Origin of the sequence: Brevundimonas naejangsanensis, assembly GCF_000635915.2 — a bacterium.
Lineage (GTDB): Bacteria > Pseudomonadota > Alphaproteobacteria > Caulobacterales > Caulobacteraceae > Brevundimonas > Brevundimonas sanguinis.
The window spans coordinates 1,460,693-1,485,538 of the sequence record NZ_CP015614.1 but is presented as its reverse complement, the minus strand read 5'-3'; the positions used below and the strand labels follow the sequence as shown (position 1 = coordinate 1,485,538).

Genomic DNA, 24,846 nt, shown 5'->3' with positions numbered 1-24,846 from the left:
TTGAGAGCTGCATGGCCCTTTCGAAAGACAATCGTACGGTTCTGATCGTCGGCGCCGGCCTGGCCGTCGTCGGCGCCGTGGCCGCCGCCCTGGTCTTCAGCGGGGGCAAGGATGCGCCGTCCGAGCCGCCGCCTGCGTCCAAGGGCGGCCTGACCATCGACGTGGCCGAGGCCCCTACGCTGGAGCCGACGCGCGAACTGCGCTGCTTCGTGGATGGCCAGTTCGTCGGCCTGGCGACCCTGGCTGACTGCGCCCAGCGCAACGGCGTGGCCACCAGCGCCCTGGACGTGGGGCTGGATGCTTCGGGCTCGCTCGTCGCGGCGCCGACCGCGTCCTTCGCGCCGCCGCCGGAACTGCCTTCGACCCCGGCGGTCGAGATCGCCCCTGCGGGCCAGCCGGGCGCCGTCGAGGATACGCGCGCGGCGCCTTCGACCTCGGGCACGGCCTGCCTGCGTCACACCGGTTCGGAATGGCGCCAGGTGTCGGGCAATATGAGCCTGGCGGCCTGTGTTCAGGCTCTCTATTCGGGAACCTGCGTCGCGCCGGGCGAGGCGCGTTATGGCCGGTGGGGCGACACGACCCTGCGTCTGGTCCCGCGCCGCGTGGAGCAGTCGACCGACAACAATCGTTTCCGCACCCTGGCCCAGCAGGACCGCCAATGTCAGTTCCCGGAGCTGTGAGCATGAGCCGCGCTTCGATCACCCTGCTGGCGATTGTCGCGGCGTCTGCGGCTCTGGGCGCCTGCGCCAAGAAGGCGGAGGCGCCGGGCGGGACGGGCGTCTGCTACCACATGGGCCAGGACGCTGAGGGCGGGGGCGTGCGCTTCAACGTCGTCGCCCGCGACCAGCCGCAGATCGAGTTCTGCGCCGCGCGGCTGGAAGAGATGCGTCTGCGCTTCCTGCGTCTGGGCGGCAGCAAGACCGAGATGGTCGGCGCCTATCAGGGGCAGTTCATCTTCATCGATCGCGCGGGGGTCAAGTTCGGCAAGTCCCTGGACGGCCCGCGCTTCTTCGCCCTGGCGCGCACGGGGGACGGCCGCTTGGCCATTCCGGGCGCGATCCAGCGCCAGATCGACGGACGCCCGGTCGCGGTCGCTCCGAACTGATTTCAGCGCCCGGAATTGGGCGTGAACAAAACTGGAACATCTCGTCGAAATCCGCTAGGACTCGACGCAAGAAGATAAAAGGACATTCGTCATGGCGGGCAGCGTCAACAAGGTCATCCTCATCGGCAATCTGGGCCGCGATCCGGAAATCCGTTCGCTGAACAACGGCGACCGCGTCGCCAACCTGCGCATCGCCACCTCGGAAACCTGGCGCGACAAGTCGACCGGCGAGCGCAAGGAAAAGACCGAGTGGCACTCGGTGGTCATCTTCAACGACAACATCGTCAAGGTGGTAGAGAACTATCTGAAGAAGGGCTCGACCGTTTACATCGAAGGTTCGCTGCAGACCCGCAAATGGACGGATCAGCAGGGCGTCGAGAAGTATTCGACCGAGATCGTCATCCAGCGCTTCAACGGCCAGCTGACCATGCTGGGCGGCCGTGGCGACAGCCAGGGCGGCGGTGATCGCGGCGGCTACGGCGGCGGTCGCGACGACGACTATTCCTCGGGCTTCTCCACCGGCGGCGCCAACAAACCCTCGGGCCCGAAGGAAAGCTACGATCTGAACGACGACATTCCGTTCTAAAGGTTCAGCGGGATCGAAAAATGAAGGCCGCGCCTCCGCTGGGGGCGCGGCCTTTTCGTTGTGATGCGAGGGGAGGGGTAACCTCCGCTCATGCTTCGTGAGAGGCGAAAGGTCGCGCCTTGTGGCAAGCATGAGGGCGTGTCCAGCTCCTCCTCCTCCCCGCACGCGCTGACGCCGCTTGAAATCGCGGCTATCGTGGCCGTTCTGGTCATCTGGGGCGTGAACAACGCCGCCGCCAAGGTCGCCACCGAAATGCTGCCGCCGCTGATGACGGGCGCGCTGCGTTTCGCCATCGCCGCGGCCTGTCTGGTCTGGTTCGTGCGGCCGCCGTTCCCGAACTGGAAGAGCCTGCTGATCATCGCCGTGGTGGGCGGCCCGATCCACTATGGCTTGATCTATCTGGCCTTCTGGCTGGCCCATGACGTCAGCCCGGTGACGGTCGCCACCCAGCTGTGGATCCCCCTGACCTCCCTGTTCGCCTTTCTGATGCTGGGCGAGCGGATTTCGAGGATGGCGACGGTGGGTCTTGTGATCGCCTTCGCAGGCGTGGCGTGGATGACGCTGGATCCCCACGCGCTGAACGACTGGAAGGCCATTCTGGTGGGCGCGCTGGGCGCATCGGCCTGGGCGTTGACAACGGTGATCGCGCGCCGGACGACCTCCATCCCGCCCCTGAAGATGCAGGGGCTCCTGGCTCTGATGGCGTTTCCGGTGCTGACGCTGGGGTCGGCGCTGTTCGAGAACGGGCAGTGGGAAGCCGCCAAGGCTGCAACGCCGCTGGTGTGGGGCACGTTGATCTGGGCGGGGGTGATCTCGTCCGTGTTCGCCACCAGCCTGATGTTCTGGCTGGTCCAGCGGCGCGAGGCCGGGCGGGTGACGCCCTATCTGCTCGGGTCGCCCCTGGTGTCCATCATGATCGGCGGCCTGTTCATGGGCGACGTGCTGACGCCGCAGATCCTGATAGGCGTCGCCATTTCCTTGCTGGGCGTAGTGACGGTGGCCCTGGGGGAGCGCGGCCTGCGCGCCGGCGCCCCCGCCAAGGTTTGAACCCGCTTACTGCGCCTTGATGACGGCGCACGCCACGCGGTCGCCCGCGCCGCCGATCGGCTGGCTGGAATGGTCGTCGGCGTTGGCGTGGATCACCAGGGCCGAGCCGTCGTCGTCCAGCAGCCACTGGCCCGGACCGGCGTCGGCCAGGCGAGCGCGGGTGGTGAAGACTTCGGCGTTCACCGCGCCTGTCGTGTCGGCGAAGACGTTGGGCAGGTCGCCGTCGTCGGGCCCGTCGGCGTTCAGCAGGCCGTGCGGCTGCTTCGGATCGCCGTGGTTGATATGGGCGCCGGCCGAGGTGAAGGGCGCCTCGCACTGGCCCGTGGCGTGGATGTGGATGCCGTGCCAGCCGGGCGTCAGGCCGGCAGCTTCGACCTTGATCAGCAGGCCCGTGGCGCCTTGCGTCAACGTCGCCTTGCCCGCTTCGGCGCCTTGCCCGTTGATGATGGCCACCTGCGCCGTCTGACCCGGCGTCGCGCGGGCGGCGGCCTCGGTGGAAGCTGCAGGAGCGGCGTCGGAAGCCGGCGGCGCGGCCGGGCTCTGGCTGCAAGCGGCCCCGGCGATCAGGGTGATGGCGAGAGCGCTGGGAGCGATCAGTTTCGAAGCGGCTAGACGCATGGCTTTCCTGTCCTTTTCGGCATGGGGATTTCAGCGGCGTTTCTTTGCCAGCAGGCCCCCCGGATGATAGAAACCGGAACAGCGGATCACGTTCCGATTCCGGCCATTTAAAGCCTGATTTCCTTGACCGACGACAGCTACCAAAACGCCGCCCCTTCGGCGCCGGGCGATATCTCGACCATCACCATCGAGGAGGAGCTGAAGCGCTCCTATCTCGACTACGCCATGAGCGTGATCGTCAGCCGGGCTCTGCCGGACGCGCGCGACGGTCTGAAGCCTGTGCATCGCCGCATCCTGTATTCGATGCACGATCTGAACATGACGCCCGAGCGGTCGTATTCGAAGTGCGCCCGCGTGGTCGGCGACGTGCTGGGCCGGTTCCACCCGCACGGCGACGCTTCGGTCTATATGGCCCTGGTGCGCATGGCCCAGGACTTCTCCATGGGGCTGATGCTGGTCGACGGCCAGGGCAACTTCGGCTCGGTCGACGGCGATATGCCGGCCTCCATGCGTTACACCGAGGCCAAGATGGCCCCGGCCGCCGTGGCCTTGCTGACCGACATCGATAAGGACACGGTCGACTTCCAGCCGAACTACGACGAGAAGGAGCTGGAGCCTGTCGTCCTGCCGGCGCGGATTCCGAACCTGCTGGTCAACGGCGCGGGCGGCATCGCCGTCGGCATGGCCACCAACATCCCGCCGCACAACCTGCGCGAAGTGATCGACGCCTCGGTCGCCCTGCTGGACGATCCTAACGTCTCGGATGACGCCCTGCTGGATATCGTTCCGGGGCCTGACTTCCCCACGGGCGGCGAGATCATGGGCCGCACGGCCCCGCGCAACGCCCTGCGCGACGGGCGCGGTTCGGTCATCGTGCGCGGCAAGGCCTCGATCGAAGAGATCCGCAAGGATCGCGACGCCATCATCATCACCGAACTGCCGTTCCAGGTGAACAAGCAGACCCTGATCGAGCGCATCGCCGAAATGGTGCGCGAGAAGCGTCTGGAAGGCATCGCCGACGTCCGCGACGAGTCGGACCGCGCGGGCATGCGCATCGTCATCGAGCTGAAGCGCGACGCCTCGGGCGATGTGATCCTGAACCAGCTGTATCGCTATACGGCGCTGCAATCCTCGTTCGGCGTCAACATGCTGGCGCTGAACCACGGGCGGCCCGAGCAGATGGGCCTGCGCGCCCTGTTGGAGGCCTTCCTCGAGTTCCGCGAGGAGGTGGTGGTCCGCCGCGTGAAGTTCGAGCTAGCCAAGGCTCGCGATCGCGGCCACGTCCTGGTCGGTCTGGCCGTCGCCGTCGCCAATATCGACGAGGTGATCCACATCATCCGCAGCTCGGCCGACCCGGCTGAGGCGCGCGAGCGGCTGCAGGCCAAGGCCTGGCCGGTCGGGGACATGATGGCCCTGGTCGAGCTGATCGCCGACCCGCGCACCGTGCTGGTTGAAGGCGACAAGATCAGTCTGACCGACGAGCAGGCCCGCGCCATCCTGGCCCTGACTCTGTCGCGCCTGACCGGCCTGGGCCGCGACGACATCTTCGGCGAGGCGCGCAGCCTGGCCGACACCATTCAGGGCCATCTGACGATCCTGTCGGACCGCAAGAACGTCCTGGCCATCATCCGCGAAGACCTGCTGCTGGTGAAGGATCAGTTCGGCGTGGACCGCCGCACCCTCATCGGCGAGGGCGACGCCGAGATGGAAGACGAAGACCTGATCCCGCGCGAGGACATGGTCGTCACCGTCACCCACTCGGGCTACGTCAAGCGCGTGGCGCTGAACGCCTATCGGACCCAGCATCGCGGCGGCAAGGGCCGCAGCGGCATGTCGATGAAGGATGAGGACGCCATCACCGGCGTGTTCAGCGCCTCGACCCACACGCCGGTGCTGTTCTTCGCCACCAACGGCAAGGCCTATAAGCTCAAGACGTGGCGACTGCCGCTGGGCAATCCGCAGTCGCGCGGCAAGGCCTTCGTCAACCTGCTGCCGATCGAGCCGGGCGACAGCATCATGAACGTTCTGCCCCTGCCCGAGGATGAGGCGACCTGGGGCGACTACGACATCATGTTCGCCACCAAGTCGGGCGACGTGCGCCGCAACAAGCTCAGCGACTTCGCCACAGTGAACCGCGCGGGCAAGATCGCCATGAAGCTGGAAGACGGCGACGGCATGGTCGGCGTCGGCCTGTGCACGGCTGAAGACGATGTGCTGCTGACCACGGCGCTGGGCCGGGCCATCCGCTTCAAGGCCGACGATGTGCGGGTGTTCAAGGGCCGCGATTCGACCGGCGTGCGGGGCATCCGCCTGCAGGACGGCGACGAGGTCATCTCGATGGCTATCCTCGGTCGCGTCGATGCGACGCCGGAAGAACGCGCCGCCTATGTCAAACACGCCAACGCCATGCGCAAGGCGCTGGCCGGGGCCGATGCAGAGGACGAAGGCGTCCCGGTCGAGGCGGACGACGAAGAGGCCGGCGACGCTCCGATCTCGCCCGAACGCATCGCCGCGTTGGGCGCGGCCGAGCAGTTCATTCTGACGGTCACGGAAACCGGCTTCGGCAAGCGGTCCTCGGCCTATGAGTATCGCCGCACCGGTCGCGGCGGGCAGGGGCTGACGGCCCACGGCCTGGGCGGCCGCGCGGGCACGCGCCTGGCCGCCGCCTTCCCGGTCGAGGAGTCGGACGATCTGATGCTGGTCACCGACGGCGGTCAGATGATCCGCACCCCGGTCAGCCAGGTCCGCATCGTCGGTCGCTCGAGCCAGGGCGTGACCATCTTCCGCACCGGCAAGGACGAGAAGGTCGTTTCGGTCGAGCGTCTGGCGGACTCCGGCGGCGACGATGAAGACGGCGACGCGGGCGAGGCCCCGGCGGTCGAGGGCGGCGAGGCCTGATCCTGTATGGCCGTCGCTCCTGAACTCTGGATCGACGGCCGTCCTGCCGGGCTTGAGGACCTGGGTCATCAGGCCCTGATCAACTACGGCGCCCTGACCTCCTTCGTTGTGGAGCAGGGCGGCGTGCGCGGGCTAGACCGACATCTGGACCGCCTCGACCGCTGGGCGCTGGAACTGTTCGGCGAGGCTGTCGCCGAGGAACGCCTGCGTGCTCAGATGCGAGCGGCTCTAGGCGGGCGAACCGAAGCCTGGCTGCGGGTCAGCCTGTTCTCCCGCGAACTGTCCCTGCGTCAGCCGGACTGGATCGGCGCGCCGCAGGTGATGATCAGCGTTTCGCCGCCGCCATCGCCGCTGGCCGACGGGGTGCGCCTGCAAAGCCAGACGTACGCCCGCGAGGCGCCGCATCTGAAGCATGTCGCCGCGATGGGCCTGCTGAGGGCGCGGCGCATGGCGCGGCTGGCGGGCTATGACGACGCCCTTTTCACCGACATTGAGGGCCGGATTTGCGAAGGCTCGTTGTGGAATGTCGTCTTTATTCAGGGCGATACGGTGGTCTGGCCCGATGCGCTCATGCTGGACGGCGTAACGCAGACCCTGATCCGCGAGGCGCTGGATCGCGCCGGGTCGCCGCAACGAACCGAGGTGGTGCGCCTGTCGGACCTGCCGCGCTTCAACGGTGCCTTCGCGTGCAACAGCGCCACGCCCGTGGCCGGGATCGCGGCCATCGACGACCATGTTTTCACCGCCGCGACTGATGCAGTGCAGCATTTAAACGCGCTTTGGCGATCACAGCCGCGTCAGAAAATCTAGGCCGTTCATTTCGCACCTGCTAAACGGGCCCAAACGATGGGGAGGCCGCTGGCCATGCGTATCGGACTTTATCCGGGCACCTTCGATCCGGTCACCAACGGTCACCTCGATATTATCGGGCGGGCGGTCAAGCTGGTGGACCGTCTGGTCATCGGCGTGGCTCAGAACGACGACAAGGGCCCGCTGTTCTCGACCGCCGAGCGGGTCGAAATGATCAAGGCCGAGGTCGCGCGCTTCAACGCCGACATCGAGGTGCGGCCGTTCTCGAGCCTACTGATGCACTTCGCTGAGGAACTGAACGCCAGCGTCATCGTGCGCGGCCTGCGCGCGGTCGCCGATTTCGAGTATGAGTTCCAGATGACGGCGATGAATCAGCGCCTCAACAGCGACATCGAGACGGTGTTCCTGATGGCCGATCCGCGGCATCAGGCGATCGCCTCGCGACTGGTGAAGGAAATCGCCCGGCTGGACGGCCGGATCGACAGCTTCGTCAGCCCTGCCGTCGCCGCGAGCGTGTTGGCCAAGGTCAAGAAGGTTTGAGGTCGGGTTTGAAGATCAAGTCTGTGATGGCGCTGGCGACGGGCGTGGCCCTGCTGGCTGGCGGAGCGGTCGCCCAGTCGAGTGACTGGCGCACGGTGTCGCCCGAGAACCTGTGGGTGATCGACACGGCCAAGGGACGCATCCTGGTGGAGTTGGAGCCGCGCGCGGCTCCGAACCATATCGAGCGCATCCGCACCCTGACCAATCAGGGCTTCTATGACGGGCTGAAATTTCACCGCGTCATTCCCGACTTCATGGCCCAGACCGGCGACCCCAAGGGCACGGGCGAGGGCGGCAGCGAACTGCCCGATCTGAAGGGCGAGTTCACCTTCCGGCGCGGGCGCGACAGCGGCTTCGCGCCGGTCGAGAACAGCGGGCCGGGCCTGCGCGGCGTCATGGGCTCTATTCCCATCGTGACCCAGCCGGACGCCCAGATGTTCGTGACCGCCGACTTCAAGACCTCGGCGCAAGGGCTGTTCTGCCCTGGCGTGGCGGGCATGGCGCGCGCCGGCTCGCCCGACAGCGCCAACAGCCAGTTCTTCCTGATGACCGGCCAGAACGATAATCTGAACGGCTCCTACACGGTCTTCGGGCGCGTGCTTCAAGGGCTGGACGTGGTGAAGTCGCTCAAGAAGGGCAATGAAGCCGGCGACGGCGCCGTCGGTCCGGATGCGGACGCGATGGGCCGCGTGCGTCTGGCCTCGGCCATGCCGGAGGCCGAACGGCCGACGATCCGCGTGGCCGTGCCCGGTTCGGCGCCGTTCAACGCCGCCGTCGAGGCGGCGCGTGCTGAGAAGGGCGCGACCTTCAACATCTGCGACGTCCAGCCGCCTGTGCAGGGCGGCTGAGACGCGCGCCGCGCTCGGGGAGGGGCGGGGACATGAAGCGGGAACTTCACGCGATCGGGGCGGCCTTGCTGGCCGCCATGCTGGCCGGTTCGGCCGTGGCTCAGGACGCCGCCGCGATAGCGGATGAGCAAGACCGGGCGGCGGCCATCGCCGCCCGCGACTGGCGCCCCGTTGCCCCGGACAATCTGCTGATCATCGACACCAACAAGGGCCGCATCTTGGTCGAGATGACGCCCGAGGCGGCGCCCGGCCATGTCGCCCGCATTCGCCTGCTGGCCAAGGCGGGCTTCTATGACGGCATACCCTGGCATCGGGTCATCGACGGCTTCATGGCGCAGACCGGCGATCCGCTGGGCACGGGCGAGGGCCAGAGCTGGCATCCCGACCTCAAGGCCGAGTTCACCTTCCGCCGCGACGCCCAGACGCCCTTCGCTCCCATAGCTGCGCCGGCGGGCGCGCTGATCGGCTTTATGCAGTCGCTGCCGGTCCAGACTCAGCCCGACGTCGTGATGGCGACGACGGCGGATCGCAAGGTTCACGCCTGGGGCCTGTATTGTCCGGGCGTGGCGGGCATGGCCCGCGACGACGCGCCCGACAGCGCCAACAGCCAGTTCTTCCTGATGCGCCAGCCCTATCCGGCGCTGGAGAAGCGCTACACCATCTGGGGCCGGGTCGTGTCGGGGCTGGATGTGGTGCGCGCCCTGAAGTTCAGCCCCAATCCGGATGGCATCGTCACGGGTCCTGACCGGATGACGCGGGTGCGCGTGGCGGGCGACCTGGCGGAGGGCGAGCGGCCGACCGTGCGGGTGCTGAGCCCGGACAGCGCCGGGTTCCGCACTCTGGTCGAGAGGACCCGAGCAGCCAGAGGGGCGGACTTCTCGGCCTGCGACATCGAACTGCCGGTCGAGGTGGACTGACGCACAACCTCTCCCTCCCCGTCCCGGGGAGGGTGGCTGAGGCCGTCGGGCCGAAGCCGGGTGGGGGCGGCAAGGCTATTCAAGCCCGCCCTAATCACCTGGCCCTCCCCACCCGGTCTCCGCTTCGCGCCGACCACCCTCCCCGGGACGGGGAGGGAGAAGGCACATCTATTCTGCTCCGCCGCCGCCGCGCTTGCGCCGCCTGCGCCGGCGCGGCTTCGGCTGCCGATCCTCGCGCATTTTCTGCAACAGAAGCCCTTCGCGCAGGCCGCGGTCGGCGACGCGGACCCGCTCGCACGGCCAAGCGCGCTGGACGGCTTCCAGAATAGCGGCCCCGGCCAGCACGAGGTCGGCCCGGTCCGGCCCGATACAGCTTTCCGCCGCCCGTCCCGCGGGACCGAGCGCGATGAGGCGGTCGGCCGCTCTTTCGCAGTCGCTGCGCGTCATCCACAGACCGTCGACCAGATCGCGCTGATAACGCCTCAGCCCAAGATGAATCCCGGCCAGACTGGTGATGGCGCCCGAGGTGCCGACCATATGGCCGCGCCCCGCCTCGATACGGGCCAGGAATTCCGGGCCCGGTCCGCCAGAGGCGATGGCCGCGCCGAAGTCGGCGACCATAGCCTCATACCATTGGCTGGTTTCGCCCTCGGGTTCCGGGTGGCGCTCGGCCAGGCTGACGACGCCCAGCGGCGCCGACATCCACGCCACGGTTTCAATCCCGCGCGCGCCCTTCATCAGCCAGGACAGTTCCGTCGAGCCGCCGCCCACGTCGATCACCAGCACAGCCTCGGCGCGCGGATCGAACAGGTTCAGACAGCCCGCGACCGACAGGGCGGCCTCTTCGGAAGGGTCGATGATGCGCAGGCGAAGGCCGGTGCCGCGCCGCACGCGCTCGACGAAGGCAGGCCCGTTTTCGGCCATGCGGCAGGCCTGGGTGGCGACGGCGGTCAGGCGCTTGGGATCGACGCCCTTGCGCACCACGCGCTCGGCGCACAGGGCCAGGGCGTCATAGGCCCGGTCCATCGCCCGGTCGTCCAGCCGGCCGGTGCGCGACAGGCTTTCGCCCAGGCGCACGATGCGGCTGAAGGAATCCACCACGCGAAATCCGTCACGCGCCGGACGCGCGATAAGCAGGCGGCAGTTATTGGTCCCCAGGTCGAGCGCGCCGTACAGAGGGGCGTCTCGATCGATGCTCCCGCCGCTGCGGGAACGCCGAGGCAGGGACCGCGCGTCGCGCCGTTCAGGCGCGCCAGGGGTCTCCGGCATGGGCCGAGCTTTCATGTGGGCGGTCCGAAGCGGCGCCCGTCCCTGACAGGTTAGACCGCGACTCCCTGTCGCGCCAGTCCGTCGTCGCATGCGGTGACGAATGAGAGGCCTCGGCCCAGCGTTGCAACAGTCATGCGTGACGACGGCGAACCGCCGCGCTAATCTGCCCCGAAAGGCCATCAGAGCCGTGAGGAGCGTTCCATGTCCGACTTCGAGCACGTTTTCGAGCAGCCGCCGGAAGGCGCCGCCGCCGACTGGACTATCCCCCAGAACTGGTCGGCCTATACCGAGGTCGAGCACCAGACCTGGAACACGCTTTACGAGCGGCAGATGAAGATCCTGCCCAGCCGCGCCAGCGAGGCCTTCCTGCGCGGCCTGGACGCGCTGGACCTGAACGCCGGCGGCATCCCCGACTTCGACGTCATCAACCCCAAGCTTCAGGCCCTGACCGGCTGGACCGTGGTCTGCGTGCCGGGCCTGGTGCCGGACGAGGTCTTCTTCGACCACCTGGCCAACCGCCGCTTCGTCTCGGGCCAGTTCATCCGCAAGCCGGACCAACTGGACTATCTGCAGGAGCCGGACATCTTCCACGACGTGTTCGGCCACGTGCCCATGCTGACCGACCCCGACTTCGCCGCCTATATGGAGGCCTACGGCAAGGGCGGGCAGCGGGCGGCGGCGCTGGGAATGCTGCCGAATCTGGCGCGCCTGTACTGGTACACGGTCGAGTTCGGCCTGATGCGGGAGGCGGGCGGCCTTCGCATCTATGGCGCGGGCATCGTGTCGTCGGCGACCGAGAGCGTCTTCAGCCTAGAAGACCCCTCGCCGAACCGGCTGGGCTTCGACCTGGAGCGCGTGATGAAGACCCTCTATCGGATCGACGACTTCCAGCAGGTCTATTTCGTCATCGACAGCATCGAGGCGCTGAAGACGGTGACGCTGCAGGACTTCGGCCCGGTCTATGAGCGGCTGAAGGGCGCCGAGGCCTTGCCGATCGAGGCTGTGCTGCCGACGGACAAGGTCTTCACGCAGGGCACCCAGGCCTACGCCAGGAAGGGCGGGCGGTTCGCGGCCTGACGGGGCTGACGAAAAACAGAGTCCAATTCGTCTGAATCGTCTGAAATCTCCATCGCGGCGCGGGCGGGAGGCGATGATGGCGCGCGGCGAAGGGCGGGCGGGTGAAAGCCTGCCGGGCGCTCGCAGAGCCCATGTTTTTCCGGGATTGGGAGATCGAACTAGGATGGTCGGCGATGCCGTAGCTTCTTCCTTCTCCCCCTGTGGGAGAAGGTGGCCCGCGTAGCGGGTCGGATGAGGGGGCGTGCGACAGAGACGGCGCGGGTGATCGGTGAGCGACGGCGCTTCCCCCTCATCCGTCAGGCTGTCGCCTGACACCTTCTCCCACAAGGGGAGAAGGGCCTAAGCGCGCTGGAACGGGTAGAAGCCGCCGCCCAGGTTCAGGATCTGCGTCAGTTCGTCGAGCGCGCCGCGCGTCTCGTCCAGCAGGGCGGGGTCGGCCAGGTCGCGGGCGGTCAGGCTGTCGCGATACCAGCGGCGGCCCCAGTCGCTGAGGCGGGCGTGAACCGCCTCGGTCAGGCGCATGGCCGGGTTGGTCGCCGCCAGTTCGGCCTCGGTCAGGACGACGCGCAGACGCAGGCAGGCCGGGCCGCCGCCGTTGCGCATCGACTGGCGCACATCGACGTATTCGACCTGGCCGATCGGCCCGTTGGAGGCGGCGAGGCTCTGCGCCACCGCATGGCTGCGCGGGTTGTCGCGCGTTTCGGTCGGGCAGATCAGGGTCAGGCGGTCCTGGCCCGGAACCCGGATCAGCATGGAGTTGAACAGATAGGAGCTGATGGCGTCGTCCAGCGGCAGGTCGGCGGTCGAGACCTCGACGAACTGGGGCTCGAAACCGACGGCGGCGGCGCGGATGGCGGCCTTGGTCGCGTCCGTGTCCTCGAACGCCAGCTCATGGAAGAAGAGGGTGTCCAGGGCGCCGACGCAGACCACGTCGTTGTGGAAGGCGCCCCCCGTGATGGCGGCCTTGCCCTGACGCGCCAGGACGGCGCCGGACGCGCCGTGGCGGCGCATGACGGCTTCCGACGCCTCGCGCGTCTGGCGGGCGGGGTAGGGGCCGTCCCAGTGCTCCCAGGCCTCGCGGCCCCAGACCATCAGATTGACGCCCGCCTCGCCGTGGTCGCGGCACAGGCGGACGTGGTTGGCCGCGCCCTCGTCCGCCAGATGGGCGACGCAGGGCAGGGCGTCGTGGACGGCGAAGCGGCTGGCGTCGGGGAAGAGGGCGTCCAGCGCGCGCCTGGTCTGATCATGCTCCAGGCTGCGGTGCAGGTTGGTGATCAGGTTGGCGGGGGTGAAGTGGACGCGGCCGTCACGTGCGTCGGCGCTGGGCGTCACCGCGGCGGCGTTGGCGGCCCACATGGGCGAGGCCGAACAGGCGGCGGCGGCGAAGGAGGGGGCTTCCTTCCATGCGCGTTCCAGCACCTGGGCGTCGGAGCCCGAGAAGCCGAGGTCGCGCAGGAAGGGGATGTTCGGCCGCTCATGCGGGGGCAGGACGAACTGGGGCAGGCCCAGGTCGGCCAGGGTCTTCATCTTGTCGAGGCCCTGCAGCACCGCCGCGCGCGGGTTCGACGCCTCGCCCTTGTTCAGGCTGGAGGCGAGGTTGCCCGGCGACAGGCCCGCATAGGAGTGCGTCGGCCCGATCAGGCCGTCGGCGTTGGCTTCGATGGCGGTCATGCTTCCTTCGCCCCTTGTGGGAGAAGGTGGGCGCCGGAGGCGCTCGGATGAGGGGTGACGGCGGCGCCGCTTCCGATCATCCGGGACCTTGAGTTTGAACTATCCAACATGGCGCTGACACCCCTCATCCGTCTCGCTCCGCGAGCCACCTTCTCCCACAAGGGGAGAAGGCATTAGCGCAAGCCCTTGATCTCGCTTTCGATGTTCTTAACCGAGCCGGCCTCGAAGCTGGCGACCGGATAGGCGCAGTAGTCGGCGGCGTAGTAGGCGCTGGGGCGGTGGTTGCCGGAGGCGCCCAGGCCGCCGAAGGGCATGTCGCCCGCCGCGCCCGTGGTCGGACGGTTGAAGTTCACCACGCCCGCGCGGATGCGGTTGATGAAGCGGTCCCAGAGCTTGGCGTCGTCGCTGACCAGACCGGCGGACAGGCCGTATTTGGTGGCGTTGGCGGCGGCGATGGCGGCGTCGAAGGTCGGCACGCGGATGACCTGCAGGAAGGGAGCGAACATCTCTTCGTCCTCGACCGCGACGCCGGTGACGTCGATGATCGCAGGTTTGACGAAGGCGCCCGGCAGGTTGTCGACCGGACCCGAGGAGCGGATAACGCGCGCGCCCGCGTCGATGCGCTGTTGCAGGGCGGCGAGGGCGTTGCCGGCGGCCTTCTCCGAGATCAGCGGCCCGGCGTAGGGTTCGGGGTCGCTGTCCCAAGGGGCGAAGTTCAGGCGGTCCGACATGGCCGCCACGGCCTCGACGATGGCGTCGCCCTGGCCGCCTTCCGGCACGATCAGGCGGCGCGCGCACGAGCAGCGCTGGCCGGTGGTGACGAAGGCGGACTGGACCACGATGCCGGCGACCGCCTCGGCGTCCGCGGCGTCCCAGACGACCAGCGGGTTGTTGCCGCCCAGCTCGAGCGCCAGGATGACGTGGGGATCGTCGGCGAACTTGCGCCGGAAGTGCGCGCCCGCCGCGCCCGAGCCGGTGAACATCAGGGCGTCGATGCGCTGGTCCAGCAGGGCCGCGCCCGTGTCGCGCCCGCCCTGCACCATGTTGAACACGCCCTTGGGCAGGTCGGCGGCCTCAAGGCATTCGGCCATCAACTGGCCGGTCAGGGGCGTTTCCTCGGAGGGCTTGAACACCACGGTGTCGCCCGCCAGCAGGGCCGGGACGATGTGGCCGTTGGGCAGGTGGCCGGGGAAGTTGAATGGGCCGAGCACCGCCGAGGCGCCGTGCGGGCGGTGACGCAGGACAGCGCGGCCGAAGGCGGTGTCGGTGGTGCGCTCGCCGGTGCGCTCGTCATAGGCGCGGATCGAGATGTCGACCTTGCCTTGCATGGAGGCCAGTTCGGTTTTCGTCTCCCACAGGGCCTTGCCGGTCTCTCTGGCGATGGCTTCGGCCATTTCGGGGGCGCGCGCTTTCAGGACGGCCTGATAGCGTTTCACCGCGTCGATGCGGTCCTGACGCGGGCGGTCGGCCCAGTCGGGGAAGGCGGCGCGGGCGGCCTCGACGGCGGCGCCGACCTGGGCTTGGGAGGCGGCTTCGCCTTCCCAGACGGTTTCGCCGGTGGCGGGGTTGGTGGAGGTGAAACGGGTCATGGCGGGTACTCGATTCAGGATTTCACGCGGACGACAGCGCCGTCCTTGATCTTCAGGGCTGCGGCGACGTCGGGGGTCATGCGGGCCAGGTCGCCGTCGACCAGGACGCGAGCGCGCACGGCGCGGAAGGCGGCGACGCTGTCGGTCGAGACGAGGGAGGGCAGGTCGACCTCGACCTCGTTCTCAATGCGGGCGGTCAGGACGCGGGCGTCGCGGACCGTGCGGATGTTGTCGCGGCCGCAGGCCACCGTCGGCCCGGCGTCGAAGATGTCGACCAGACCGTTGGGGCGGAAGCCTTCGCTTTCCAGCAGGGCCATGGCGGGCACGCCCTGCGGGTGGACCTTGCCGATCACGGCGCGGGCCGGTTCGGGCAGCAGGTCGATGTAGATGGGGTGGCGCGGCGCCAGGTCGAGGATGAACTGCTTGTCGGTCGAGCCGGTCATGCGATCTGCGTCGTCAAAGTCCATTGGGAAGAATTTGTGCGCCACATGGTCCCAGAAGGGGCAGTAGCCGTCGGGCGTGAAGACGCCGCGCAGTTCGGCCAGCACATTGTCGGCGAACAGGTCCGGCTGGGCGCCGATCAGCATATAGCGCGACTGGCTGAGCAGGCGCCCGGCGCCGCCCTTGCGCCGGTCGGCCTTGAGGAACAGGGAGCCGACTTCGGTCCAGCCGGTGCATTCGTTGACCAGCACCAGGGTCTGATGGTTCAGCTTCACGTTCAGGGACGGCGACTGCACGGTGTTGTTGACCACGCGGAACGAGAAGAACGGCCGGTTCAGGCCGACCGTGGCCTTGACCGAGCCGACGCCGTCGATGTCGCCCGTGTCGCCGTCTTCGAGCATCAGCGTGTACCACGCCGCCTCGGGACCTAGCTTTCCGGCGAAGCTGGCCGCCGAGACCTCCAGCCGCTCGCTCAGGACATCGGCGTCCTCGGGCAGGCTGGTGAAGCCGGGGCCCGACAGGATGGCCAGTTCGAGCAGGTGGTGAAGGTCGGCGGGGCCGGCGGGGCGAACAACGAGCATGCGGTTACATCGTCTCCAGTCGGAGCTGTTTCAGTTTGAGGGCGTCGATCTCGCCCGAGGCGATCTTGCACAGGATCAGGGCGGATAGCTGCGCCCGTTCGACGAAGCTGGCGGGCAAGGCGAACTCCTGATCCGAATGGATGTCGCCGCCGACGACGCCCAGGGTGTCGACGTTGGGCAGGCCCGCAGCGTGCAGGTTGTTGCCTTCGCAGACGCCGCCCGACGGTTTCCAGGCGATGGTCTGGCCCAGCAGTTCGCCTGCGTCGCGCACGGCGTGGAACAGGGCGGTCTGCGACGCGTCCATCGGCTTGGGCGCGCGGGTCATGCCGCCGTGCAGGTCCAGCGTCAGGCCGGGGAAGGGCGGCTCGGCTGTGATGGCGCGCACCGTCTGGTCGATCCAGGCGGCGGCTTGCGCGTCCGGCACGCGGACGTTGAAGCGGACCACGGCGTTGTCGGCCACGACGTTCAGGGGGCCGCCGCCGGCGATCTTGGCGACATTGACGGTGACGCCCTGGCGCTGGCCGTTCAGGCCGTGCAGGCGGGCGGCGATGATGGCGGCGCCGGCGACGGCGTTGGCGCCCTCGTGGAAGGCGCGGCCCGCGTGGGCGGCCTTGCCGGTGACGATCAGGTGGAAGTTGCCGCTGCCCTTGCGCTCGCCCGCCAGGGTTCCGTCCGACAGGGCGGGCTCATAGGTCAGGCCGACGTGGCCGCGCGCGCCCAGCTCAGCCAGCAGGGGGGCCGAGGCGGGCGAGCCGATCTCTTCGTCCGGTGACAGCAGCACGGTCCAGCCGACGCGGGCCTTGTCAGGATGGGTCTCGAAGGCTTCCAGCGCCGCCAGCATGACGCTGATCCCGCCCTTCATATCGGCGATGCCGGGGCCGTTCAGGGCGCCGTCGTCGCGCGTGACGACGCGCTGGAAGGCGCTGTCGGCGGGGAAGACGGTGTCATAGTGGCCGGTCAGCACGACCTGAAGCGGCGCCTCGGGCCGGGCGGTGATCTTCAAGCAATCGGCATAGCTCTCGGCGATCACCGCGCCGCTGTCGGCGACGGTGGTGGAGCCCTGGGTCGGGACGCGCTCGACCGTCGCCGCCGCGCCGAACGCGGCGCGCGCCGTGGCGTCCAGAACGTCGAGAACCCGCGCCAGCCCTTCGGCGTGGCGGCTACCAGAGTTGATGTCGGACCAGTCGATGGCGCGTTGAACAATGGCGTCGCCACGGGCCGCGACGTGGTCCAGCACGGCCTGATCCTGAGGTTCGATCCGCATGGCGGCGACCCTAGACGGGCGCGGGAAAAAGGTGAAGGCGGGGCGATATCTCTCTCACGCCCTTGGGATTTCGGCGTCCGGCGGGATAGTTTCGCCGCCTCAGTCAGGGAGTCGCGCATGAACCGTCGGATCGCACCGCCCCAACCCTTCGCCCCGGTCGATTCGGCCGAGACGGCGGCGGCGCTGGCGCGCGGCAGCGCCATCGCCTTCTGGATCTGGGGCGCGGTCGGCCTGCTGCAGGCGGCCCTGGTCTGGTTCATGGGAGCGCCGGAGCATGAAGCCATGCGCGGCACGACGGCGGGATTCGCGGTCGTCTTCGCCGCCATCGCCTTTGGCTTGGGATGGGTGCAATGGCGCCGTCCGAACCGGCTGCTGCCGGGCTTCGGCATGGTGTGGGCCATCTATGAACTCAGCGCCCTGTCGGTCAGCCTGATGGTCGGCGCGCCGCTGGGCGCGGCGGGCCTGCCGGGCTGGAGCTTCGGCGTGGCGGGGGCGGCGATGGTCCTGTGCCTGCTGCTGCACATCGGCGGCCTGCGCGGGGCGACGGCGCTGGCGAAAGACGGCCCCACGGCCTAGGTCCAAAGCACAGACAGGAGTTCGTCCATGACCGTCACCCTCTATCACAACCCGAAATGCTCGACCTCGCGCAAGGCGCTGGAGCTGCTGCGCGAGCGGGGACTCGAGCCGACGGTGGTCGAGTATCTGAAGACCGGCTGGGACGCCGAGACGCTGAACCGTCTGGCGCGCGGGACGGGTGGGGGGCTGAAGGGCCTGCTGCGCAAGAAGGAGGCGAAGGCCGCAGAGCTTCTGGCCGAGGACGCGGATGAGGCGACGATCCTGGCCGCGATGATCGAAAGCCCGGTCATCGTCGAGCGTCCCCTCGTCGAGACGCCTAAGGGCGCAGCGATCGGGCGGCCGGTGGAGGCGGTGCTGGAGGTGCTTTAGGGGCGTGCGGGCTTCTGAGCTTCAGATTCCCGCGCTTGCGCTCGAAGATGGGATTCAATGGCTTCTGTCGCTTCTGCGGGGACTTCGGCGCGAGCTTCGACAGATTGTTGGACGCCTGCGACCTTGCCCGCCTCAACAGGCGTCGTCACCTTTACACTGACTTCATGACGGGGCTCGGAGCAGGCCGATATGAGCATTAGGGTCGTTAAGGCCGCCGCAAGCTTCATCTCTTCCTCCGGATCCGTTTGATAACTTGACTCTTTCAAGTAAGCGTTGGTCCGTCGAGTGAAGATTTCTTCATGTGACGAGAAAATTGACCCCTCCGCGCTTCGATGCCAGACCCCGGCTGTCTGTCACGCTTGGAGTTCGCCCATGACCCGCACCCTGTATGGCATCAAGGCCTGCGACACGATGAAGAAGGCGCGCGTCTGGCTGGATCAGAACGGCGTGGACTATGACTTCCATGACTATAAGGCCGCAGGGGCAAATCGCGCCGAGGTGGAGCGGTGGGTGGCCGAGCATGGCTGGGAGAAGGTGCTGAACCGGGCGGGCACGACCTTCCGCAAGCTGCCCGACGCCGACAAGGCCGATATCGACGCGGCCAAGGCGGTGGACCTGATGCTGGCCCAGCCGTCGATGATCAAGCGGCCGGTGCTGGATCTGGGCGACGGGCGGACGCTGCTGGGCTTCAAGCCGGACATCTACGCCGAGGCGCTGAAGCGCTGAGACGCGGCTGGGGCTCAGTCCTCGACGACGGCGTCGGGGCGGTCGCGGCCATCGGCGCGTTCGGTGATCCATTGGCCCGAGGCGTCTTCATACTCGATCCAGGAGGTGCGGTCCGGCACGCGCTGTTCGCGCGCCGCCGCCGAGGCCGACGCCAGCGCCGCCGCATGGCTGGGGAAGGTCTCGGAATAGCTGTCGCCCAGTTGATAGGCCCAGCCGCCGTCGTGCTGCACGATGCGATAGGTGATGTTCATTCGGCGCCTCCGAAGGGTCTAGCGACACCGTTGAACGCGGCCCGGAGCGTGTCGAGTCACGCTGTGGTGACGCATTACGAAGAGTTCATGCGCGGGGCTGCATCCGTAGGCCATCATCGCCGCCTCTTGTGATCAGAAGGCCGCCGTACCAGGCTCGGCCGAACAGGGATCCAAAAGGTCGACATCATGGACAATGAAATCCTCATCCCTCTCACGTTGTTTGCGATGATCGCCGCCATTGTCATTGTGCCGACGTGGCTCAAGAGCAAGGAACGGCGAGAGATGCAGGCCACGCTGCGCGCTTCGATCGAAAAAGGTCAGTCTTTGCCGCCGGAGGTGATTGAAGCCATCAGCAAGGAGAACGTGAAGCCGCCCGCCACGGCGATGCGCGATCTGCGGACGGGGGTGATCCTGCTGTCGGTGGCGATCGGCATCGGTCTGATGGGCTATATGATCAGCTTCAAGGCCGGCGACGCCTTCTATCCCATCGCGGGCGGGGCGGCGATTCCGGGCATGATCGGTCTGGCCTTCATCATCCTGAGCATCTTCAACAAGAACAGGGGCTAAGGCGGATCGGGGCAGGGATGCCGTCATGGCTAAACCTTTACGCGATCTGCACGATGTCGAGCTGGCCGGGCTGGCGGCTGCGGGCGGCCGCCGCGAGTTCGGCGAGCTGGTTCGTCGGCACGGCTCGACGGTGCGGGGCCTGCTGCGCCGCATGGGCGCCCAGCCGGCGCTGGCCGACGACGTGGCTCAGGACGCCTTTCTGCTCGCGTTCGAGAAATGCGCCGAGTTCAGGGGCGAGGGCACCTTCGCCGCCTGGATCAAGCGCATCGCCGCGCGCCTGTACCTAAAGCGTATCTCGAAGGAGGCGCGGTATGTGGCTGAAACGGAAACAGAAGACGCCGCGCCCGCGGTCGACAGCGCCGGCCGCGTCGATCTGGACGAGGCGCTCAAGGGCCTCAGCGAGGCTGAACGCCTGTGCGTCTCTCTGTGCCATGGCGCGGGGCTGTCGCACCCGGAAATCGCCGCGGCCATGAATTTGCCGCTTGGAACGGTGAAATCTCATGTCAAGCGTGGTCTGGATAAACTTCGGGCCCGGCTCCAGCCGGGGCCGGTTGCACTCGGGAGCGCATCCCATGTCGGCTGATGAATTCGACCCTGCGATCGAGCGCCTGTTCGCCCAGGCGCCGCAGTTCCCCGATTCGGTCTTCTTTGAAGCCGATGTGGCGGCGCGGCTGAACAAGGCGTCGCGGTTCCGCTCGATGGCCCTGTCCGTGGCGGGGCTGGCGGGCGGGGTCATCGCGGTGCGCGAACTGCTGAACGTCAACTTCCATCTGGGCCCGGAAGGCTTCGCCGCCGAGGCCGCCGCCGGGTCGCTCGATTCGGCCGGCGCTCAGGGCGGGGTGGCGATTCAGTCGCTGCTGGAGCGGTCCGGGCTGGGCGATGCAGCGCTCAGCGCGATGGGCTCAATGGGCGGGATGCAGATGTTCTGGGCCACGGCCGGGGTGCTGGTCGCCCTGCTGGCGGCGGGGGCGGTGAAGCTGTCGCAACAGATCTGAGCGCCGTTTTCCCGCCCCAGTCCCGGCTTAGGGCTGGAAAAAGCCGTTTCGCGCCCAATGCCTGCGTTGCGGCGATGACGCCGAACCTCTAGGGTCGCGGCGTTTTTAATGTTCGGCCTTGGCTGCATTTTTTGGGGCGACGCTTCGTGGTTGATGTCTTCGAACAAGTCGAGGAGGAGCTTCGCTCCGAACGCTATCGGCGTCTGGCCCGCACCTGGCTGCCCGTTCTGGGCGGCGTTCTGGCGGTCGCCCTGGTCGCGGCCCTGGCCTGGTGGGGCTGGCAGTCCTATGTGACCTCGCAGGCCGACAAGGCCTCGGCCGCCTATGAAAAGGGCGTCGAAGCCCTGCAGTCGGGCAAGTCGGCCGAAGCCGACGCCGCCTTCGCCGAGGCCGTCAAGGCCGGGGGCGGCTATAAGGTCCTGGCCCTGATGCAACAGGGCGGACTGGCGCTGGCCGACAAGAAGACGACTGAAGCCGTCGCCCTGTTCGACGAAGCCGCCAAGGCGACGCGCGATCCGATCCTGTCGGACATGGCCGCGCTGAAGGCCGCCTTCCTGGTCATGGACACCGGTTCGCTGGAAGACGTGCAGAAGCGTCTGGAGCCGCTGGCCGGCGACAAGCGCCCGCTGCAACCGTTCGCCCAGGAGGCGCTGGCGATGGCGCAGCTGCAGCACGGCAAGACCGCCGAGGCGCGTCAGGCCTTCGTTCAGCTGCAACTGGGACAGGACGTGCCCGACCCGGTGCGTCAGCGCGCCCAGGCCGCCGTTCAGGCGATCGACACCGGCACGGCGGCCAGCCTGCCCGCCATCGTCAAGGCCGCTGCGGCCCTGCCGACGCCCGCCGCGACGGCGGCTCCTGCGGTCGCGGCCGACGCCGCTCCCGCCGCTGCGGCCCCGGCCGCTCGCCCTTGATTTGACGCCTTCGGGATGATTCGCATGAACAAAACCCTGAAAGTCGCTCTGCTGTGCGGCCTGGCGATGACCGTCGCCTCCTGCGGCACCGTTCGCAAGGTCCTGCCGTTCGGCCTGGGCGGCGACAAGGAGCCGGTGGCGACCGCCAGCGAAGGCCAACGGATATCCATTCTTGAGTTCGAACAGCAGCTGACGCCGTCGGCCGCTCTGTCGGGCCGCGATTTCTTTCTGCCCGGACCGCAGGCGGCCACCAGCTGGAGCCAGCCGGGCGGCAACGCCGAGAACGCCGTCGAGCACGTCATCGCCGCGCCGGACTTCGCCGTCGCCTGGCGGCGCGACATCGGCGCCGGATCGGGGCGGACCAATCAGGTGATGTCGCCGGTCGTCGCCGACGGCGGCAAGATTTTCGTGCTGGACGGCGAGGCGGGCGTGACGGCCGTTGACGCCGGCACCGGCCAGGTGGCGTGGAAGGCCAGCGTCAAGGTCGACGAGGCCGACCGCGGTCGCCGCATCCTGGGCGTCGGCTTCGGCGGCGGCGCGGGCGGCGGCGGTTTCGGCGGCGGTCTCGCAGTCAGCGACGGCAAGGTCTTCGTCTCGTCCGGCTATCGCGTCATGACGGCGTTCGACGCCAATACGGGCGCCGAGCTGTGGCGCACCTCGGTGGATCTGCCGATCCACGGCGCGCCGACGGTGTCGGGCCAGCGGGTCTATGTCGTCGACGTCGACAACCAGTTGATGGCCTTCAACGTGGCCAACGGCCAGCAGGACTGGTCCTATCGCGGCATCACCGAGCCGGCCCGCATCATGCGCGCCTCCAGCCCGGCGGTCAGCGGCGGCACGGTGGTGGCGCCCTTCTCCTCGGGTCAGATCGTGGCCCTGCAGGCCTCGAACGGCCAGCCGGTGTGGGAGCAGGTGCTGTCGCGCACCAGCCGCACCAGCGCCCTGTCTGAACTGCGCGACATCGCCGGTCGCCCGGTGGTCAGCCGCGGCCAGGTCTACGCCGTCAGCCAGTCGGGCGTGCTGCAGTCGATGGATCTGCGCAGCGGCCAGCCGAAGTGGTCCTTGCCGGTGGCGGGCGTGAACCAGCCCCTGCCGGTCGGCGACGTGCTCTATGTGGTGTCCAAGTCGGGCGAGCTGACCGTGGTCAACCGCGAGACGGGGCAGGTCTACTGGACCCGCGACTTGAACGAAGGCCGCGTGCGCAAGGAAGGCGGCTTCCTGGGCTTCGGCAAGCGCACCGTGCGCCCGGTCTGGTCGGGTCCGATCATGGCGTCCAACCGTCTGGTTCTGGTCAACTCGGACGGCGAGGCGGTGGCCTTTGATCCGAAGACCGGCGCGCAGACCGCCAGCCTGAAGCTGGGTTCGGCCGCCTATATCGCCCCGGCCGCCTATAACGGCGCGCTTTACGTTCTGACCGACAAGGGTCAGCTGGTCAGCATCCGCTGACCTTTTCCTCGATTTAAGCTAGAAGGCCGACATGGCTCTGAAGGTCGCCATCGTCGGCCGCCCCAATGTGGGCAAGTCGACACTGTTCAACCGCCTCGTCGGCAAGCGCCTTGCGCTGGTCGATGATCGCCCCGGCGTGACCCGCGACCGCCGCTACGCCGACGGCGTGATCGGCGACATGGATCTGACCCTGATCGACACGGCGGGGTATGAGGACGTCACCGACGAAAGCCTGGAAGCCCGGATGCGCGAGCAGACCGAGGCGGCGATCGACGACGCGGACCTGATCCTGTTCATGATGGACGCGCGCGAAGGCGTGACCTCGCTGGACCGCATCTTCGCCGATCGCCTGCGCAAGGTGCACAAGCCGATCATCCTGCTGGCCAACAAGTCCGAAAGCCGCGAGAGCGGCGGGGGCGTGGGCGAGGCGCACGGCCTGGGCTTCGGTGAGCCGGTGCCGATCTCGGCCGAGCACGGCGAAGGCATGGCCGATCTGTATCAGGCGGTTCTGGCGGCCTCGGCGGACATCTTCATCGAGGAAGTCGACGAGCCTGAAAAGCCGATCCGCATCGCCGTGATCGGACGCCCGAACGCGGGCAAGTCGACCCTGATCAACCGCCTGATCGGCGACGACCGCCTGCTGACCGGGCCGGAAGCGGGGATCACGCGCGACTCCATCTCGGTGGACTGGGTCTGGGAAGGCCGCAACATCCGCCTGATCGACACCGCCGGGATGCGCCGAAAGGCCCGCGTCCAGGAGAAGCTGGAAAAGCTGTCGGTCGCCGACACCATCCGCGCCATCACCTTCGCCGAGGTGGTGATCATGGTGATGGACAAGGACGACGCCTTCGACACCCAGGACCTGCAGCTGGCCGATCTGGTCGAGCGGGAAGGGCGGGCGCTGGTCTATGTCGCCGCCAAATGGGACCTGGAAGAAGAGCCCCAGTCGCGTCTGGCCGAGCTGAAGCGTCTGGCCGACGAAAAGCTGCCGCAGCTGCGCGGCTCGCCGTTTGTCGCCCTGTCCTCGTTCAATGGGCGCGGCGTCGAGCGCCTGATGCCCGCCGTGCTTCAGGCCTATGACACCTGGTCGGTCAAGGTGAAGACCAAGGACCTGAACGACTGGCTGTCCCTGGCGACGCAGAGGCACCCGCCGCCCGCCGTGGACGGCAAGCGCATCAAGCCCAAATACATCGCCCAGACCAAGGCCCGCCCTCCGACGTTCGTGATGATGGCCAGCCGGGCCGAGGCGATGCCGGACCACTACAAGCGCTATCTGGTCAACTCGATCCGCGAGAGCTTCGACCTGCAGGGCACGCCCATCCGCCTGAACGTCAAGTCGGGCTCGGCCAACCCCTATGCCGCGGGCGGCGCCAAGTCGGGGCCGGAACGCTTCAAGGGCGACGCCAAGACCGCGCCGCGTCGGGTCATCAAGGCCGAGAAGGCCGAGAAGCTGTCCAACCTGCCCGGCAAGGCGCTGGAGCAGAAGGCCAAGGCCGGCATCAAGCCCAAGGTGAAGCCGCTGGGCGGGCTGAAGGCCAGCGCGTCCAAGAAGTCGGGCTCCAACGCCTTCATCGGCAAGGGCGCCCGGGGCGGCGCGCGGCAAGTGTCACGCTCGGGCCGCGTCCGTACGGGCCAGAAGGGCGGCGCCAAGCGCTAAGGCGCCGCTTCTTTCATGCGGGCGTCGTCAGGTCGGCGCCTGCAGGGTTGCGACGCGGTCCTGTGTCGATGAGGCGCGGGCTATGCG

General features: G+C 68.2%; 26 protein-coding genes. 19 read left to right on the top strand and 7 right to left on the bottom strand.

The genetic code is table 11. The features are described 5' to 3' along the window. The first annotated feature begins 11 nt into the window (after positions 1–11). The 4 genes from DA69_RS07010 (at position 12) to DA69_RS06995 (ending at position 2,738) form a co-directional block, all read left to right on the top strand. Positions 12–680 carry a hypothetical protein gene (locus DA69_RS07010; protein ID WP_025976667.1) on the top strand — a complete coding sequence of 223 codons (669 nt, stop codon included), beginning with the start codon at positions 12–14 and terminating at the stop codon, positions 678–680. A 2-nt stretch (positions 681–682) separates the two neighbouring features. Further along, on the top strand, positions 683–1,105 hold the full coding sequence (locus DA69_RS07005) for a hypothetical protein (RefSeq protein WP_025976668.1): 423 nt from the start codon (positions 683–685) through the stop codon (positions 1,103–1,105). 91 nt (positions 1,106–1,196) lie between these two features. Further along, entirely contained in the window at positions 1,197–1,691 is a 495-nt protein-coding gene (gene ssb / locus DA69_RS07000; RefSeq protein ID WP_025976669.1) for a single-stranded DNA-binding protein, read from the top strand. A gap of 90 nt (positions 1,692–1,781) precedes the next feature. Next, positions 1,782–2,738, top strand: coding sequence for a DMT family transporter (locus tag DA69_RS06995; RefSeq protein WP_051582061.1), 957 nt, complete (start codon positions 1,782–1,784; stop codon positions 2,736–2,738). Positions 2,739–2,744: 6 nt separating this feature from the next. On the opposite strand, the gene DA69_RS06990 is transcribed toward DA69_RS06995, so the two are convergent. Then, complete coding sequence (locus DA69_RS06990; RefSeq protein ID WP_025976671.1) at positions 2,745–3,356, bottom strand: superoxide dismutase family protein; 612 nt, start codon at positions 3,354–3,356, stop codon at positions 2,745–2,747. 123 nt (positions 3,357–3,479) lie between these two features. Between DA69_RS06990 and gyrA the strand changes: the two genes are divergently transcribed. Genes gyrA through DA69_RS06965 form a run of 5 tightly spaced genes read left to right on the top strand, consistent with a single transcriptional unit; the run spans position 3,480 to position 9,369 of the window. Beyond that, on the top strand, positions 3,480–6,254 hold the full coding sequence (gyrA, locus tag DA69_RS06985; RefSeq protein ID WP_025976672.1) for a DNA gyrase subunit A: 2,775 nt from the start codon (positions 3,480–3,482) through the stop codon (positions 6,252–6,254). Between the two features lie 6 nt (positions 6,255–6,260). Beyond that, positions 6,261–7,064 carry an aminotransferase class IV gene (locus tag DA69_RS06980; RefSeq protein WP_025976673.1) on the top strand — a complete coding sequence of 268 codons (804 nt, stop codon included), beginning with the start codon at positions 6,261–6,263 and terminating at the stop codon, positions 7,062–7,064. A 54-nt stretch (positions 7,065–7,118) separates the two neighbouring features. After that, positions 7,119–7,604 (top strand): pantetheine-phosphate adenylyltransferase, encoded by a 486-nt coding sequence (gene coaD, locus DA69_RS06975; RefSeq protein WP_025976674.1) that lies wholly within the window; start codon positions 7,119–7,121, stop codon positions 7,602–7,604. Between the two features lie 26 nt (positions 7,605–7,630). Beyond that, positions 7,631–8,452: a peptidylprolyl isomerase gene (locus tag DA69_RS06970; RefSeq protein ID WP_035302124.1), complete on the top strand. Its 822-nt coding sequence runs from the start codon at positions 7,631–7,633 to the stop codon at positions 8,450–8,452. A 32-nt stretch (positions 8,453–8,484) separates the two neighbouring features. Continuing rightward, positions 8,485–9,369: a peptidylprolyl isomerase gene (locus DA69_RS06965; protein ID WP_025976676.1), complete on the top strand. Its 885-nt coding sequence runs from the start codon at positions 8,485–8,487 to the stop codon at positions 9,367–9,369. 168 nt (positions 9,370–9,537) lie between these two features. Here DA69_RS06965 and DA69_RS06960 read toward each other — a convergent pair whose 3' ends face one another. Further along, entirely contained in the window at positions 9,538–10,638 is a 1,101-nt protein-coding gene (locus tag DA69_RS06960; RefSeq protein WP_025976677.1) for a Ppx/GppA phosphatase family protein, read from the bottom strand. Between the two features lie 201 nt (positions 10,639–10,839). On the opposite strand from DA69_RS06960, the gene phhA reads away from it, so the two are divergent. Beyond that, a complete protein-coding gene (gene phhA / locus DA69_RS06955; protein ID WP_025976678.1) occupies positions 10,840–11,715 on the top strand; it encodes a phenylalanine 4-monooxygenase in 876 nt (291 codons plus the stop codon). A gap of 339 nt (positions 11,716–12,054) precedes the next feature. Here the strand turns inward: phhA and astB are convergent, their stop codons facing one another. The 4 genes from astB to DA69_RS06935 all read right to left on the bottom strand — a co-directional run bounded on the left by astB (position 12,055) and on the right by DA69_RS06935 (position 17,261). Next, positions 12,055–13,386 (bottom strand): N-succinylarginine dihydrolase, encoded by a 1,332-nt coding sequence (astB, locus tag DA69_RS06950; protein WP_025976679.1) that lies wholly within the window; start codon positions 13,384–13,386, stop codon positions 12,055–12,057. Between the two features lie 173 nt (positions 13,387–13,559). Then, positions 13,560–14,975 (bottom strand): succinylglutamate-semialdehyde dehydrogenase, encoded by a 1,416-nt coding sequence (gene astD / locus DA69_RS06945; protein ID WP_025976680.1) that lies wholly within the window; start codon positions 14,973–14,975, stop codon positions 13,560–13,562. 14 nt (positions 14,976–14,989) lie between these two features. Then, positions 14,990–15,997 (bottom strand): arginine N-succinyltransferase, encoded by a 1,008-nt coding sequence (locus DA69_RS06940; RefSeq protein ID WP_025976681.1) that lies wholly within the window; start codon positions 15,995–15,997, stop codon positions 14,990–14,992. A gap of 4 nt (positions 15,998–16,001) precedes the next feature. Next, on the bottom strand, positions 16,002–17,261 hold the full coding sequence (locus DA69_RS06935; RefSeq protein ID WP_025976682.1) for a hydrolase: 1,260 nt from the start codon (positions 17,259–17,261) through the stop codon (positions 16,002–16,004). A 117-nt stretch (positions 17,262–17,378) separates the two neighbouring features. Between DA69_RS06935 and DA69_RS06930 the strand changes: the two genes are divergently transcribed. From DA69_RS06930 to DA69_RS06920, 3 genes are all read left to right on the top strand, one after another. Continuing rightward, positions 17,379–17,837 (top strand): hypothetical protein, encoded by a 459-nt coding sequence (locus DA69_RS06930; RefSeq protein WP_025976683.1) that lies wholly within the window; start codon positions 17,379–17,381, stop codon positions 17,835–17,837. Between the two features lie 27 nt (positions 17,838–17,864). After that, positions 17,865–18,206: an ArsC/Spx/MgsR family protein gene (locus tag DA69_RS06925; protein ID WP_025976684.1), complete on the top strand. Its 342-nt coding sequence runs from the start codon at positions 17,865–17,867 to the stop codon at positions 18,204–18,206. Positions 18,207–18,578: 372 nt separating this feature from the next. Further along, a complete protein-coding gene (locus DA69_RS06920) occupies positions 18,579–18,932 on the top strand; it encodes an ArsC family reductase (protein WP_025976685.1) in 354 nt (117 codons plus the stop codon). A 14-nt stretch (positions 18,933–18,946) separates the two neighbouring features. Here the strand turns inward: DA69_RS06920 and DA69_RS06915 are convergent, their stop codons facing one another. Further along, positions 18,947–19,183: a DUF2188 domain-containing protein gene (locus DA69_RS06915; RefSeq protein WP_025976686.1), complete on the bottom strand. Its 237-nt coding sequence runs from the start codon at positions 19,181–19,183 to the stop codon at positions 18,947–18,949. A 186-nt stretch (positions 19,184–19,369) separates the two neighbouring features. Between DA69_RS06915 and DA69_RS06910 the strand changes: the two genes are divergently transcribed. The 6 genes from DA69_RS06910 to der all read left to right on the top strand — a co-directional run bounded on the left by DA69_RS06910 (position 19,370) and on the right by der (position 24,759). Beyond that, a complete protein-coding gene (locus DA69_RS06910) occupies positions 19,370–19,750 on the top strand; it encodes a DUF6249 domain-containing protein (RefSeq protein ID WP_025976687.1) in 381 nt (126 codons plus the stop codon). A gap of 25 nt (positions 19,751–19,775) precedes the next feature. Next, complete coding sequence (locus DA69_RS06905; RefSeq protein ID WP_025976688.1) at positions 19,776–20,333, top strand: RNA polymerase sigma factor; 558 nt, start codon at positions 19,776–19,778, stop codon at positions 20,331–20,333. Then, on the top strand, positions 20,323–20,745 hold the full coding sequence (locus DA69_RS06900) for a hypothetical protein (RefSeq protein ID WP_025976689.1): 423 nt from the start codon (positions 20,323–20,325) through the stop codon (positions 20,743–20,745). Before DA69_RS06905 ends, DA69_RS06900 begins: the two co-directional genes overlap by 11 nt. Before the next feature lie 146 nt (positions 20,746–20,891). After that, positions 20,892–21,656 carry a tetratricopeptide repeat protein gene (locus tag DA69_RS06895; protein ID WP_025976690.1) on the top strand — a complete coding sequence of 255 codons (765 nt, stop codon included), beginning with the start codon at positions 20,892–20,894 and terminating at the stop codon, positions 21,654–21,656. A 24-nt stretch (positions 21,657–21,680) separates the two neighbouring features. Next, entirely contained in the window at positions 21,681–23,102 is a 1,422-nt protein-coding gene (locus tag DA69_RS06890) for a PQQ-like beta-propeller repeat protein (RefSeq protein WP_025976691.1), read from the top strand. 31 nt (positions 23,103–23,133) lie between these two features. After that, positions 23,134–24,759, top strand: coding sequence for a ribosome biogenesis GTPase Der (gene der, locus DA69_RS06885; RefSeq protein ID WP_064108280.1), 1,626 nt, complete (start codon positions 23,134–23,136; stop codon positions 24,757–24,759). Positions 24,760–24,846 lie beyond the last annotated feature (87 nt).